Annotated in this window: 11 protein-coding genes and 1 pseudogene; 11 read left to right on the forward strand and 1 reads right to left on the reverse strand. The window is 34.8% G+C overall.

Annotation, left to right across the window (positions count from 1 at the left end):
• Positions 1–154: 154 nt before the first annotated feature.
• The 5 genes from ACQUQZ_RS15050 to ACQUQZ_RS15070 all read left to right on the forward strand — a co-directional run bounded on the left by ACQUQZ_RS15050 (position 155) and on the right by ACQUQZ_RS15070 (position 3,935).
• Complete coding sequence (locus tag ACQUQZ_RS15050) at positions 155–706, forward strand: RNA polymerase sigma factor (RefSeq protein WP_435355845.1); 552 nt, start codon at positions 155–157, stop codon at positions 704–706.
• 35 nt (positions 707–741) lie between these two features.
• Complete coding sequence (locus tag ACQUQZ_RS15055) at positions 742–1,014, forward strand: hypothetical protein (RefSeq protein WP_435355846.1); 273 nt, start codon at positions 742–744, stop codon at positions 1,012–1,014.
• Between the two features lie 76 nt (positions 1,015–1,090).
• Positions 1,091–1,432: a hypothetical protein gene (locus tag ACQUQZ_RS15060; protein WP_435355847.1), complete on the forward strand. Its 342-nt coding sequence runs from the start codon at positions 1,091–1,093 to the stop codon at positions 1,430–1,432.
• 181 nt (positions 1,433–1,613) lie between these two features.
• The gene (locus ACQUQZ_RS15065) at positions 1,614–2,762 is read left to right on the forward strand and encodes a hypothetical protein (RefSeq protein WP_435355848.1); all 1,149 of its coding nucleotides are present in this window, start codon (positions 1,614–1,616) and stop codon (positions 2,760–2,762) included.
• 90 nt (positions 2,763–2,852) lie between these two features.
• Positions 2,853–3,935, forward strand: coding sequence for a Gfo/Idh/MocA family protein (locus tag ACQUQZ_RS15070; RefSeq protein WP_435355849.1), 1,083 nt, complete (start codon positions 2,853–2,855; stop codon positions 3,933–3,935).
• 261 nt (positions 3,936–4,196) lie between these two features.
• Here the strand turns inward: ACQUQZ_RS15070 and ACQUQZ_RS15075 are convergent, their stop codons facing one another.
• Positions 4,197–4,733 (reverse strand): hypothetical protein, encoded by a 537-nt coding sequence (locus tag ACQUQZ_RS15075; protein WP_435355850.1) that lies wholly within the window; start codon positions 4,731–4,733, stop codon positions 4,197–4,199.
• A 174-nt stretch (positions 4,734–4,907) separates the two neighbouring features.
• Here ACQUQZ_RS15075 and ACQUQZ_RS15080 point away from each other — a divergent pair, with 174 nt between their 5' ends.
• The 6 genes and pseudogenes from ACQUQZ_RS15080 to ACQUQZ_RS15105 all read left to right on the forward strand — a co-directional run bounded on the left by ACQUQZ_RS15080 (position 4,908) and on the right by ACQUQZ_RS15105 (position 14,405).
• On the forward strand, positions 4,908–7,118 hold the full coding sequence (locus tag ACQUQZ_RS15080) for a TonB-dependent receptor (protein WP_435355851.1): 2,211 nt from the start codon (positions 4,908–4,910) through the stop codon (positions 7,116–7,118).
• Between the two features lie 141 nt (positions 7,119–7,259).
• Positions 7,260–9,236, forward strand: coding sequence for a heavy metal translocating P-type ATPase (locus ACQUQZ_RS15085; RefSeq protein WP_435355852.1), 1,977 nt, complete (start codon positions 7,260–7,262; stop codon positions 9,234–9,236).
• Positions 9,237–9,380: 144 nt separating this feature from the next.
• Positions 9,381–10,070 (forward strand): annotated as a pseudogene (locus ACQUQZ_RS15090) (CoA transferase subunit A); the annotation flags it as partial.
• A gap of 72 nt (positions 10,071–10,142) precedes the next feature.
• Positions 10,143–10,781, forward strand: coding sequence for a 3-oxoacid CoA-transferase subunit B (locus ACQUQZ_RS15095; RefSeq protein WP_435357661.1), 639 nt, complete (start codon positions 10,143–10,145; stop codon positions 10,779–10,781).
• 133 nt (positions 10,782–10,914) lie between these two features.
• Positions 10,915–11,820 (forward strand): uroporphyrinogen decarboxylase family protein, encoded by a 906-nt coding sequence (locus ACQUQZ_RS15100; protein WP_435355853.1) that lies wholly within the window; start codon positions 10,915–10,917, stop codon positions 11,818–11,820.
• A 44-nt stretch (positions 11,821–11,864) separates the two neighbouring features.
• Positions 11,865–14,405, forward strand: coding sequence for an AMP-binding protein (locus ACQUQZ_RS15105; RefSeq protein WP_435355854.1), 2,541 nt, complete (start codon positions 11,865–11,867; stop codon positions 14,403–14,405).
• The last annotated feature ends 27 nt before the right edge of the window (positions 14,406–14,432 follow it).

The following is a 14,432-nucleotide window of genomic DNA, read 5'->3' on the forward strand; positions in this document are numbered from 1 at the left end:
AACTAAATAATTCAAAGCCATTAGCTATTATTTCTAATGGCTTTTTTGTTTTTAAAATTTACCACTTATCCATAATTTATTCCTTTCTTCACTAAATATCAATAAAAAACATCTCAAATCGTCTTCAAATCAAATAGCAAATGTTTTTCAATTAATGAACACTATCGAGCAAAATAAACATATTCAAGAAACCATCAGCGGTGAAAGAAATCGACTTTTAGGATTTATCCGTCAGCGGATGCCTTCTTTGCCCGATGCTGAAGATGTGCTACAAGAAGTGTTTTATGAGTTGGTAGAAATGTACAGATTGACAAAGCCAATCGACCAAACGGTAGCTTGGATGTTTACAGTAGCTCGCAATAAAATCAATGATTTTTACCGCCGAAAAAAAGTGGACGCACTGGAAGAAATTACGGCGAGTATAAATGATGATGAAGGTTTATCACTTTTTGATATTTTGCCTGATAGCTCAAGCCAAGATCCAATGATGCAAGAAACCATCTTGGAGGCCCTTTCGGAAGCTTTGGAAGAATTACCAACCCACCAAAGATTGGTTTTTGAATTGCACGAACTGGAAGACAAATCTTTCAAAGAAATTTCAGAAATCACTGGGGCAAAAGTAAATGTCTTAATTGCTGAAAAAAGACAAGCCATTCTGTTTTTGCGAGACAAATTACGGTATCTGTACGAAGATTTATTTGAATAAACATATTCGTTTTTAACAATATAAATATTAAAAAAATGACAACAATATGGATTTTAGGCGGCATTGCTATCGCAGTCGTAGCAGGAGTTGGAATGAGTTTGGCAGTAATGTATTTATGGAATTGGTTAGCTCCAATCGTTTTCAAATTGCCAACGATCAAGTTTAAGCATGCTTTGGGTTTATTAATTTTAAGTAAACTACTCTTCGGAGGTTTTGGAGGTTGGCATGGCCGACATCATGGTTTTCATCACAACATGAAAAATGAACAATGCAAAGAATGGAGAATGACTCCTTCTGAAAAAAAATAAGAGATTAAATGAACAACTGATTGATTACAAGTTAGTTAGAAAAACTAATTCAATCATCAAATAAATTAAGAAATACATGAAAAAGTTTTGGTTTTTAAAGGGTTTTGCCATCGTGGCAGCATTTATTTTCATTGGCGGATTTGCCGTGATGAGTCTTTGGAATTGGTTAATTCCAAGTATTTTCGGACTCACTACGATTACGTGGGTACAAGCATTAGGCTTATTGGTTTTATCTAAAATTCTTTTTGGAGGTTTCCGAGGTCGTGGACATTGCGGAGGTTATGGTGGTGGTGGACATCACTTTTGGAAACAAAGAATGGCCGAACGCATGGAAAAAATGTCACCCGAAGAAAAGGAACATTTCCGTGCAAAAATGAAAAATCGTTGGGGAAAATGGACTGAGAAAAGTGAAGAGTAATTTGTATATACCTAAAAACAAAAAAAATGTGATACTCATAAGTTGTGTATCACATTTTTTTTTGAGTAAATCTTAATAATTTGTTAAGCATAAGGTAAGTAGAATAAAAAAACAATCAAAAACTGTTATATTGCGACGCAATCTCTATACATCAAATAAGTACACGAAACAAAAATTCTTCATGAAAACAACATTAAAGTTTTTAGTAATTGGTTTTATCTTTTTTACAGTTTCTTGCTCAAAAAGTGGCACAAAAGCACTTGAAAAAGGTAATTATTATGAAGCAGTCAATCAAGCAGTTGAAAAATTAAGAAAAGATTCTGACAATAGTAAAGCATCTGAAGTTTTACCTATTGCTTATAAAAATGCTCAAAATGAATTTTTGCGAGACATCGAGCGTAGTCAAAACGCCAATCAGCAGTTTAGATGGGAAGCTGTTTTAGACTATTATACAAAGCTCAATAATATGCAGGAGGCAATTGATAGATGTACAGCTTGCAGAAGATTGGTTAGTCCCCAATCCTATTTCAAAGAAGCAGCAAATGCTCGTGAAAATGCCGCTTCTGAAAGATATGCTTTAGGCATAGATTTGATGAAAGGCAGACCATCAAGAGAAACTGCACGAATGGCCTTTGATCACTTTGAGCAAATTTCGATTTTTGCTCCTAATTATAAAGATGTCAATGAGCGAATGGAAGATGCTCTTAATATGGGTTCTTATCATGTAGTGCTTGAACAACCAAAAATTAACTCCCGTCTTTATCAATATAGTAATGAATATTTTCAAGGAAAAGTGGATGAGTTTTTACGTACCAACAGAAGAATGAATAAATTTATTCGCTTTTACTCTCCAGAAGAAGCTAAAACTGTAAAACTTAAACCCGACCAAGTGGTAAGACTTGAATTTATTGATTTTGTGGTAGGAGAAACAAATATTCAAACTGACCGTCAAACTGTTACAAGCAGAGATAGTGTAAAAACTGGTGAAGCCAATATTAATGGCAAAAAAGTACCTGTTTATGGTAAAGTCAATGCTCAGATTACAAAATCACGCAAAGCCGTTAGATCAAGAGGAATACTTTCAATGGAAATATATGATTTTCAAACAAATAAAGTGCTTTCTCGTGAAGAAATTCCTGGCGAATATACTTGGGTGAACGAGTGGGCAAGTTTTAATGGCGATGAAAGGGCATTGACAACTGCGGAATTGAATATGACGAGAAATCGCGAACAACTCCCTCCACCACCACAACAATTATTCATCGAATTTACTAAGCCTATTTATGACCAAGTAACTTCGAGAATCAAACGTTTTTACGAAAAATATTGATATTAATTGAAAATGGATAATTAATAATGAATGAAAAATTACAATTATCCATTTTCAATCCTAAATAACAACTTTAAATATTTACACAAAATGTTCAATCGTCGTGAAGCTCTCAAATCTTTAGTAATTGGCGGTGCTGCAAGCATCTTTTCACCCAATGTTTTACTGGCTGGTACAGCAAAAAAGAAGGATAAGTTAGGTATTGCCTTAGTTGGCTTGGGTTATTATAGTACGGATTTACTTGCCCCAGCCTTACAAATGACTGAAAAGTGTTATTTGGCAGGAATTGTAACTGGCACACCTGAAAAGGCTGAAAAATGGAAACAGAAATACAATATTCCTGATAAAAATATATACAATTATCAGAATTTCGATACAATTGCCAATAATCCTGATATAGATATTGTATATGTTGTTTTACCCCCTTCGATGCACAAAGAATATGTGATTCGTGCAGCAAAAGCCGGAAAACACGTTTTTTGCGAAAAGCCAATGGCTCCGTCAATCAACGATTGTATGGCTATGATAAAGGTTTGTAAAGATAACAAAGTAAATCTCGCCATCGGCTACCGCTGTCAACATGATCCAAATACACAAGAATACATGCGTATTACGAAAGAAAAACTTTATGGAAAAGTACGCATGGTTTCTTGTGGAGCTGGTTATTTTGATGCAAGGACAACACATTGGAAGCAAAGCAAAGCTCTCGGTGGAGGCGTCATGGGTGATATGGGTGTGTATGCACTACAAGGTGCAAGGTTAGCAACTGGCGAAGAACCGATTGCCGTAACAGCCCAGTCAAGTACAACTCGACCTGAAATTTATAAAGAAGTAGAAGAAACCATGATGTTTCAATTACAATTTCCGAGTGGGGCTTTGGCAGCTTGCCATACGAGTTTTGGAATAAATATGAATTATTTGCAGGTAAATTATGAAAAAGGTTGGTTAAAAATGGAGCCTTTCTCATCTTATTTAAACAATAAAGGCAGTCATTCTAATGGAATCATTGATTTTCCATTAAAGAACCAACAAGCTCGACAAATGGATGAGGATTGTACTGCATTAATGAATTCGACACAATTAACAGCTCCAGGCGAAGAAGGTTTGCGTGATATAAAAGTGGTTGAAGCAATTTACCAAGCAGCTAAGTCTGGCGGAACAGTAAAGATATAGGAATTAGGAATTAGGAATTAGGAATTAGGAATTAGGAATTAGGAATTAGGAATTAGGAATTAGGAATTAGGAATTAGGAATTAGGAATTAGGAATTAGGAATTAGGAATTAGGAATTAGGAATTGAAAATGCTGTTTAACTATTACTAAGTTCCAAAAAACACAAATAATTTGATTATTTATTTTTATTTGTACCTCGTCATTCACAATTCGTCATTCCAAATTCCAAATTTCACATTCCCAATTCTTAATTCAAAAACAATCAAGCTTCTGTCAATTTTTCTCCCGAAAATTGATGTTGAGGTTCTTTGAATAAAATATTAAAAGTTGTCATCGAGCCATAGCAACGTGTGATATATTGTTGGATATTTACCTTTTCTTCATCATCAATGCTGCTGGCGTTTACTCGCTGTTCTAATACTCGTAAGCGGTCACGCATCATCACTATTTTATGAAAAAAAACATCAATCGAAACTTCTTTCGACTGTAAATCTCTGCGGCCAGGCTGCAAAATCATCTTCCCTCCTTTCCAACGGTCGCCTAAAGGAACAATCTCGGTAGCATCCATCCAACGTTGTAAGATCTTTGATAAGTTTCTTTCTACATCAAATAAACTTACCATATCATGCGATGGTTCGACAGCTTCTAACACTTCAACAGGAAAATCAATTTTGATATTCTTTGTTCCGATTTCTACGAAAGTAATCACATAAACATCTGATTTAAAGTTAATTACGACTCCAACACCATACTCTGGGTGTTTTACACGTGAGCCAATTCCAAGTATAATATTTGCCATAAAATGTGGAACGAACATCCTGTTCGTTCAGAGATTAGGATGATTTTTGTAAATATCAATACAAACAAAATGCCAAATATTTATTCATATTTTTAGATTAATCTAAAAATATATTTAGAATAATTTTGAAATATAATTTTATTCATCAAACTTTGTATCAGAAATTAAATTAGCATGAAAAATATATTTACTAAAGCATTTATAATCAGTCTATTAAGCTTTTTTACAGCTCATGCTGGTGAAATTCACGGCATAGTCGTATGCAAAGACAAAGCAGTTAGTTTTGCAAGTATTACGGTTTTAGGAACAAAAATTGGTACTCAAGCAGATGAAAATGGGAAATTTATTATTCGGAATGCACCAATTGGTAAGCAAACGATTCAAGTTACAAGTGTTGGATATAAAACCAAGCAATTGATTATTAATATATTAGAAGGGAAAACAAATAACTTAAACATTGAAATCGAAGAAGAAAATGCCCAGCTAAATGAAGTAGTAGTAACTGGAACAATGAAAGAAACGACAGTTAATGAGTCTCCTGCCCCTATCCAAATATTAAACCCTACATTTTTTAGAAAAAACCCAACCCCAAATTTATTCGAATCGCTATCAATGGTCAATGGTGTTCGTCCACAACTCAATTGCAATGTGTGTAGTACGGGCGATATTCATATCAATGGCATGGAAGGTCCTTATACATTGGTACTAATTGATGGAATGCCAATAGTTTCGGCTCTCTCAACAGTTTATGGATTAAGTGGAATTCCAAATTCAATGGTGGAGAGAATCGAAATAATGAAAGGGCCAGCTTCGACGCTTTACGGCTCAGAGGCTGTCGGTGGTTTGATAAATGTTATTACAAAAAATCCTGCAAAAGCACCCAAATTCAATTTTGATTGGAATACGACCAGTTATTTAGAAAATAATTTTGATGCCAGTGCAAAAGCACAAATCGGGAAAGCAAATGTACTTTTTTCAGGAAATTATTTCGTTTTTGGTAAACGCTGGGACATCAATAACGATAATTTTACAGATATTACCCTTCAAAATCGGGTCTCGCTATTCAATAAGTGGTCTTTTCAGAGAAGAAATAATCGCGTATTCAATTTAGCCGCTCGTTATGTTTACGAAGACCGTTTCGGTGGAGAGATGCAATGGCAAAAAAGTAATCGAGGTGGCACTGAAATTTATGGTGAATCTATTTATACAAAACGCTGGGAAATGCTTGGCAGCTATCAATTACCCATTGATAAGGAAAAAATTACACTTAATTTTTCGTTCAATCAGCACCAACAAAACTCATTTTATGGCACAACAGCTTATCTTGCTACCCAACGGATTGGTTTTGGTCAATTGCTTTGGGATAAAAAATTAAGTAAAAACCATGATGCTCTATTAGGTCTTACGATTCGCAATACATACTATGATGATAATACACCAGTAACTCAAAAGCCTAACCTTCAAAACGCCCCTGATTTGATTTGGTTGCCTGGACTTTTTGCCCAAGATGAAGTAACATTGAACGCACAAAACAAGGTTTTATTGGGGATTCGCTATGACTACAATTCAAAACATGGTGGCATCGCATCACCACGATTAAACTGGAAGTTTTCACCTAATAAAGATAATATTTTTAGATTAAGTTTCGGCAATGGATATCGGGTTGTAAACTTATTCTCGGAAGACCATGCTGCACTCACTGGTTCTCGTAAAGTACTGATAATGAATAATTTAAAACCTGAACGCTCGTATAATGCTAACCTTGATTACCAAAAGTTTTTTACATTTGGGCAAGGCTATGGTAATATTCAACTCAATGGTTTTTACACCTATTTTTCAAATAAAATCATTGCTGATTATGACCAAAATCCTGAGTTGATTGTATTCGACAATCTAAAAGGTTATGGTATTTCAAAAGGGATAGCCCTAAATGCCGAATTTGCTTTTCTATCAAGTCTCAAAATATTTGCAGGAGCAACGTTGATGGATGTTTATCGCAAAGAAAATGACTTAAAAGTTACCCAAATCCAAACGCCACATTTTACGGGAAATTATGCTATCAGCTATACAATCAATAAAGCACAAGTTACTTTCGACCTTACGGGTAATTTGTACAGCCCAATGCGGCTACCTGTGGTTCGTGCCTATGGTGACACCCGTCCCGAATATTCGCCATGGTTTGGTATTCATAATATTCAAGCGACTAAACGCTTCGCCAATGGTTTACAAATGTATGGTGGCATCAAAAACCTAAGTAATTTCCTTCCAAAAGAGCCAATTTTTAGAGCAGATGCTCCTTTTAGCGAGCAATTTGACCCGAGTTATAATTACGCCCCTATGCAAGGTATCAGAGGCTTTATAGGTCTAAGATGGAGTTTTTTCTAAAATAAAACTTTATTCCTGATCGTTTGTTGCAAATGCAACAGTGAGTTATTGTTTAGACTAATTCTAAGTAAATACTTTTTGACTACCTGTTGCATGAATAAAATATTGATATTTGCTAAAATTAAATATTTTTCATAAAAAATGGCAAATACAGCAATTCATAAACATGAGGAACATGATCATGCACATTTAGCAGAACATGACCACGAGCATGATCATGGCCATTCTCATGGCAATCCGACCGAATCAAGTCCATATCTTTTTCCAATCATTTCATTGATTATACTCCTATTGGGTATTGGTTTAGATTATTTTAATGAAACTCAAAACTTTGCTTTTTGGAATAAATCAACTCGATTAGTTTTATTTGGTATTGCCTTCCTTTTAGTAGGCTGGGATGTCTTGAAAATGGCATTTCAAAACCTTATAAAAGGGCAGATTTTTACTGAATTTTTATTGATGTCCATTGCCACTTTAGGTGCATTTTATATTGGTGAATACCCCGAAGGAGTAGCGGTGATGCTTTTTTATGCCATTGGCGAATTATTTCAAGAAGCAGCTGTCAATCGAGCAAAACGAAATATCAAAGCATTGTTAGATGTTAGGCCCAATATTGCGAATGTTTTCCAAGGGAATACTTGGCAAACTATCAATCCAGAAATGGTACAAATTGGCGAGAAAATCTTAGTAAAAGTTGGAGAAAAAGTACCTTTAGATGGTGTTATTTTATCAGAAAATAGTAGCTTCAATACGTCAGCCCTGACTGGTGAAAGCAAACCTCAAAGTCTCAAAAAAGGCGAAACTGTTTTAGCTGGAATGATCAATCTTGAAAAAATTATTGAAGTAGAAGTAACAAAGCTTTTTAAAGAAAGCTCTATCGCAAGAATTTTAGAATTAGTCCAGAATGCCACTTCAAAAAAAGCTCCAACCGAACTTTTTATCAGAAAATTTGCTAAAATTTATACGCCAATCGTCGTATTTTTAGCCCTTGGATTGGTATTTCTGCCCTACTTTTTTGTCGAAAATTATGTATTTAATGATTGGCTTTATCGGGCTTTGATTTTCTTGGTTATTTCTTGCCCTTGTGCTTTGGTTATTTCCATTCCTTTGGGCTATTTTGGGGGAATCGGGGCTGCATCTCGCAATGGAATCTTGTTTAAAGGTTCAAATTATCTTGATTTAATGGCGAAAGTAACGACGGTTGTGATGGATAAAACAGGTACGTTGACAGAAGGTGTTTTTAAAGTTCAAGAAATCAATACAACAATTGATGAAAGTTTGTTTCTAAAATACCTCAAAACGATTGAATCTCATTCAACACATCCAATTGCAAAAGCCATAGGAAATTATACAAATGAAAAGAAAATTGAAGCTTTTTCTATTAATTTAGAAGATTTTGAAGAGATTTCTGGTCATGGAATGAAAGGCAAAATTGAAGATCAAAGTATTTTAGTGGGAAGTTTAAAGTTATTAAAAAAGTTTGACGTAAGTTATGAAACCCAACTCGAAAATATCATTGAAACGATTGTGGTTATGTCGATTGATAATCAAGTAGTTGGATATGTTTTGATTGCAGACCAACTAAAAGAAGATGCTCAATTAGCCATCAAAAAAATGCAAGAAATTGGTATCAAGGAAACGATTATGCTTTCGGGCGATAAATCAAGTATTACGCAAAAAGTGGCATCAATATTAGGGATTTCTAAAGCTTTTGGCGACTTATTACCAGAAAATAAAGTAGAAAAAGTACAAGATTTAAAACGAGACGGGGCAAGAATCATTGCATTTGTAGGCGATGGTATCAATGATGCTCCTGTACTCGCTTTGTCAGATGTGGGCATTGCAATGGGAGGTTTAGGTAGTGATGTTGCAATCGAAACGGCCGATGTAGTCATTCAAACCGACCAACCTTCAAAAATTGCAACAGCTATCAATATCAGCAAAAAAACAAAGCAAATTGTGTGGCAAAACATTGGTTTAGCTTTTGTAGTAAAAGCAATAGTCTTAACTTTGGGGGCTGGTGGTTTAGCTACCATGTGGGAGGCTGTTTTTGCCGATGTTGGTGTGGCACTTTTGGCCATTTTAAATGCAGTAAGAATTCAGAAAATGGAGTTTTAGCAGAAATGGTTTATAAACAGCTTCTACTTTACTCTTTTTTATGACATCAACTGAAATTTAAAAGCCAAAAATCTAAGGGCTAATCGCTAAAACCCTCTTAAAACCATTGATAATAGAGAAATTACAGCAAAACCTATTAAAAAAATGATAAATAAAGTTATTACAGGAGCTGATGAAGCAGTGGCTGATATTCCAGACGGAGCAACGCTTATGTTGGGCGGATTTGGTTTATGCGGGATTCCCGAAAATTCAATTTCAGCTCTTCTTCGTAAAGGAGTGAAAGGGCTAACTTGCATCTCAAACAATGCCGGTGTTGATGATTTTGGTATTGGTTTAATGCTTAAAACTCGTCAAGTTCGAAAAATGATTTCGTCGTATGTTGGAGAAAATAAAGAATTTGAACGACAATTATTGTCAGGTGAATTAGAAGTCGAACTCATCCCACAAGGTACGCTTGCTGAGCGAATTCGTTCAGGTGGTGCAGGAATCCCTGCCTTTTATACTCCCGCAGGGGTAGGTACAGAAGTAGCAGAAGGTAAAGAAATTGAAGAATTTGACGGTAAAAAATATGTGCGTGAAAACTGGCTAAAAGCTGATTTTGCTATCATAAAAGCATGGAAAGGTGATACACAAGGCAATTTGATTTTTAAAGGCACTGCTCAAAATTTCAGTCCAATGATGGCAGCGGCGGGAAAAATCACCATTGCAGAGGTGGAAGAATTAGTCCCTGCAGGTAGCCTCGACCCTGCACAAATTCATACACCTGGCATTTATGTTCAAAGAATTTTTCAAGGGAAAAATTATGAAAAAAGAATCGAGCAGAGAACCATTAGTAAGCCCGATGATATTTCTGAAAAAAATACTATAGCAGCATTACAAAAAGGTCAAGGTCTTGATAAAAATCAAATCGCTCAACGCATTGCTCAGGAGCTAAAAGATGGCTATTATGTAAATTTGGGTATTGGAATACCTACTTTGGTGGCGAATTATATTCCAGAAGGAATCAATGTGGTTTTACAGTCTGAAAATGGACTTTTGGGCATCGGACCATTTCCTACTGAAGAAAATGTTGACGCAGACCTAATCAATGCAGGCAAACAGACAGTAACCATGACGGCTGGTTCGGCCTTGTTTAGTTCGGCCGAAAGCTTTGCCATGATTCGTGGCGGTCATGTTGATTTAACCATTTTGGGAGCAATGGAAGTTTCTGAAAACGGAGACATTGCCAACTGGAAGATTCCAGGAAAAATGGTCAAAGGTATGGGTGGAGCCATGGATTTAGTAGCTTCTGCCGAAAATATTATTGTAGCCATGCAGCATGTCAATAAAGCGGGAGAATCTAAATTATTGAAAAGTTGTAGTTTGCCCATTACTGGCTTACGTTGTGTAAAAAAGATTGTTACTGAATTGGCAGTTTTAGAAGTAATGGCTGAGGGTGGTTTCAAATTATTGGAAACGGCTCCTGGCATTTCAATAGAAGATGTTCAAAAAGCCACAGAGGGAAAATTGATTATTGCTGATGATGTCATAGAAATGAAGTTTTAGATTTTGTAAAAGAGGTAGTTTGAATTTTAAATTACCTCTTCTTACTCATACTCTGCACAGCGTTCATTTCTTTCGATTTTGGAACAATTTAATTATCTTTATTTCTAATCTAACATCACAAAAGTAAACTATTATGGATATTTCTTTTTGGAAACACCATCCAGTTTCAGATCAACACGGCTATCAACTTGCACAAGAAGCACTTGCTTTTCAAAATACTTTTCAATTTGATTTTCTAAAGTTAACTCCTGCTGGTGACTGGCTTGCTGTTTGCTACGGAGCAAAAGATGAAGTTTGGGAAAACGATCCTGTCGGCAGACGTAAGATTACAAGTTTTCCATTAAAAGAAAACAAAGATTTTTACAACCTTAAAAACTTTTCTTTCCAAGAAAAATTACTCGTCGAAATTTTTAAAGCTTTGCAAATTTGCTGTACTCAAGTAAAAGTGCCTGTATATGCTACAATTTTTTGCCCTTTATCTCAATTGATTCAAATTTCAGGAATAGACCTTTTTCTAAAAACTGCACAGACAGATCCAGAAGCTATTGATGCTGCTCTTGATGTTATTATTTACAATACAAAAAAAGTTATAGAAAAAGCCTCAGAAATTGGTGTAAAAGGACTATACTATGTTACACAACATATGCAACCAGATATCCTTTCGCTTGAAATTTATAAGCAGTTTGGTAAATCTTCGGATGAAACTTGTTTGCTCAAAGCAGCCGATTTTTTCGATTCCATCATTTTTCATTTACATGGCAATGATTGTTTTGCTTGTATATCCGAGAATATCCCCAAATTAAGTATTCATTGTACTTATAATCAAATTCAAACAATTAATAGCAAATCTATAGAAGAATCTGGTTATCCTATCATTTATGGGTTACCAGCTAATACCTTGAGTAAGGTCAATAACGAACAAGATTGTAAAGAGATTCTTGAAAATTTTCCGTTAAACACCTTACTTACTTGTGAGTGCGTTTTACCTTTAGATTTTCCAAATGAGAAAATAAATTTCTGGAAAAAAGCATGTAAATAGTCTTAAATATCACTGCATTTACTTATTGACTTTTCTTAACTCTTATGAAAGAGATATTTAAGCGTTTACCCATTTCTTGGATTAATGCCTCAGTTTTCGAGCATTTTGAGGAAATTGCACTAAAATTCCCTCAAAAAATTGCTTTAGACGATGGCGAAAATATATTAACTTATCACGAAGTAAAAACCCTCGCCTACTGTCTTGCAAAAAAAATACAAGCATCAGAAGAAAGCGATAGCCCTGTTATAATTTTATTAGAAAACAATGCTATATATATATGTGCGATGCTCGCATGTTTGGTTGAAGGCAGGGGTTATATTCCATTAGATGCTTCATATTCCCATCAAAGAAATCAACAAATCATCACGCATTCACAGGCAAAAGTAATTATTAGCCAAGCTACTTTAGTAAAAGAATACAATCTTGATAGTTCTATACATCTTATAGAATTTAATCCAGATCTGACAGCAGTTTTACCTAATGAGTTCAATAAAAACCCACAAAGCTTAGCATACATTATTTATACTTCAGGTTCAACAGGGCAACCTAAAGGTGTTTTTCAAAATCAACAAAATCTTTTGCATGATGTGATGCAATACATAAATGTTGCAGAAATTACAGCAGAGGACAGGTTGAGTTTACTTTATTCCCCAAGTGTAAATGGAGCAATTAGAGATATTTATGGAGCATTATTAACTGGTGCCACCTTGTATATCAATAACTTACAAAAACATGGAGTAGCATCCATTCCAGATTTTATAGACGATAATAAGCTAAGTATTTACCATTCGATACCCAGTATTTTTAGAACAGGATTGGTTTGCAAAACAACACAATCATTCAATACAGTGAGATTGATTTATCTCGCTGGAGATAAAATTTTCAAACAAGATGTTGACTTATATAAACAAGTATTTTCAGATGCTTGTAAGTTGTATATAGGCATAGGTTCTACTGAAAATGCAACAATTTATTGTCAATGGTTTATTGATAAAAATACACAAGTAACTTCAGGAGTAGTTCCTGTTGGGTATGCGGTTGATGACCGTGCAATGACTTTAGTAGATTCTGAAGGCAAAGAGGTTCAATCTGAGTTTTTAGGCGAAATTCATGTGAGAAGTAAGTATTGTGCTTTAGGATATTGGTTGGACGAAGAACTCACAAAAAAACATTTTATCTTACATACGGATGGTAGCCGAACTGTAAAAACTGGAGATTGGGGACTTGTCAACACCAAGGGTTTATTAGAATTCAAAGGTCGTCAAGATGGGCAGGTTAAAATCAATGGTTTCCGAGTTGAAATCGGTGAAATCGAAGCTAATATAAGAACCTTAGAAGGAGTTGAAGATGCGGCTATTTTAGTTAGAAATCTGCATAAAAGTAGTAAGATTGTAGCATATATTTTATTACAAAAATATGCTTCATTAGAGGAAATAAAGCTAAAATTAGCAAAAATATTATCTGCACACATGTTTCCTTCATATTTCTATACCATCGAAAAGGTCCCCTATTTGAGTAACTTTAAAATAGATTATCAAGCCTTGCAAGCACTTGACAAGCAAAATATTGAATACGAAAGTAGCGTGAAATATCAAAGAAAGAAGGTTGTCAACGAAGGGTCATTATTCATTAAAGAACGACTCCTTAATTTATGGTGTCAGTACGCTTCCTATGAATCCTTTAAAAATGATAGGACTTGGAAAATGGGTGGTGGGAGTTCATTAGAAGCCATCAACTTTATTGTATCGTTGGAGCAGGAGTTTAAAGTAGAATTTCCTGATAGTTGGGTTAATGAAGCGATGAAGCCAAGTATTATTGAAAATCAAATCAAACAACTTTTAGGTTGTAAAACTTCCTATTCAAATGAAGCAGTAAATGAGTTAATACATGTATATGCTTTTCCTCCCTTAAAGGGAATGATTCCGCAGACTCGCGAATTTTTTCGAGTATTGGGTCAACATGTTCCATTAACATTAATTAACTATCCAAAATTGGAGGAATGGAAAAAAGAAGATATTTGTCTTGAAAATATTAGTAAAACAATCGACACAAGAATATTTGAGAAAGGAACACATAAAGTCTTTATTGGACATTGCTCAGGTGATCATGTTGCTTTTTATATTCTCAATCAACTGGAAGAAAAATATCCAAAATCACTTAACTTTCTCATTATGGATTCTTGGAATCTCAGTTATACACTCTATGAGGCTCCCCACCGCCGTATTGAGAGATTTTGGAATAAATTAAAATGGCAAGGATTTTGGAGAGCTATAAAAAGTTTTTTTAGCACTAGATTAAGAAGAAATATTGGTAAAGAAAAACCCCACGATTTTGCTCAAATGAAAGTCGTTTTAGAGCGTCACCCTTTCAAATTAATGGATATTAAGGCTCATTTATTGATTTCATATGAACACGCCTACTCAAATAACATGATGGGTTGGCAATATTTTTTACCTAACCTGACTTCAGAAATATTTACATTTAATCATTTAGAAATGTACAAAGAAGGATCGAATCAACAGATAGTTTTGGATAGAGTGCTTAAGTTTGTTGATGAAGTCCGGCAAAATAATTCAAAGCAATAGTCGTTTTTCAAAGCTACTTTTAGCGTA

Origin of the sequence: Emticicia sp. SJ17W-69, from assembly GCF_051209875.1 — a bacterium.
Taxonomy (GTDB): domain Bacteria; phylum Bacteroidota; class Bacteroidia; order Cytophagales; family Spirosomataceae; genus Emticicia.

Excerpts from the sequence above, each read along its gene's own strand:
- ACQUQZ_RS15050 (WP_435355845.1), top strand. The coding sequence starts at position 155 with ATGAACACTATCGAGCAAAATAAACATATTCAAGAAACCATCAGCGGT.
- ACQUQZ_RS15055 (WP_435355846.1), top strand. The coding sequence starts at position 742 with ATGACAACAATATGGATTTTAGGCGGCATTGCTATCGCAGTCGTAGCA.
- ACQUQZ_RS15060 (WP_435355847.1), top strand. The coding sequence starts at position 1,091 with ATGAAAAAGTTTTGGTTTTTAAAGGGTTTTGCCATCGTGGCAGCATTT.
- ACQUQZ_RS15065 (WP_435355848.1), top strand. The coding sequence starts at position 1,614 with ATGAAAACAACATTAAAGTTTTTAGTAATTGGTTTTATCTTTTTTACA.
- ACQUQZ_RS15070 (WP_435355849.1), top strand. The coding sequence starts at position 2,853 with ATGTTCAATCGTCGTGAAGCTCTCAAATCTTTAGTAATTGGCGGTGCT.
- ACQUQZ_RS15075 (WP_435355850.1), bottom strand. The coding sequence starts at position 4,733 with ATGGCAAATATTATACTTGGAATTGGCTCACGTGTAAAACACCCAGAG.
- ACQUQZ_RS15080 (WP_435355851.1), top strand. The coding sequence starts at position 4,908 with ATGAAAAATATATTTACTAAAGCATTTATAATCAGTCTATTAAGCTTT.
- ACQUQZ_RS15085 (WP_435355852.1), top strand. The coding sequence starts at position 7,260 with ATGGCAAATACAGCAATTCATAAACATGAGGAACATGATCATGCACAT.
- ACQUQZ_RS15100 (WP_435355853.1), top strand. The coding sequence starts at position 10,915 with ATGGATATTTCTTTTTGGAAACACCATCCAGTTTCAGATCAACACGGC.
- ACQUQZ_RS15105 (WP_435355854.1), top strand. The coding sequence starts at position 11,865 with ATGAAAGAGATATTTAAGCGTTTACCCATTTCTTGGATTAATGCCTCA.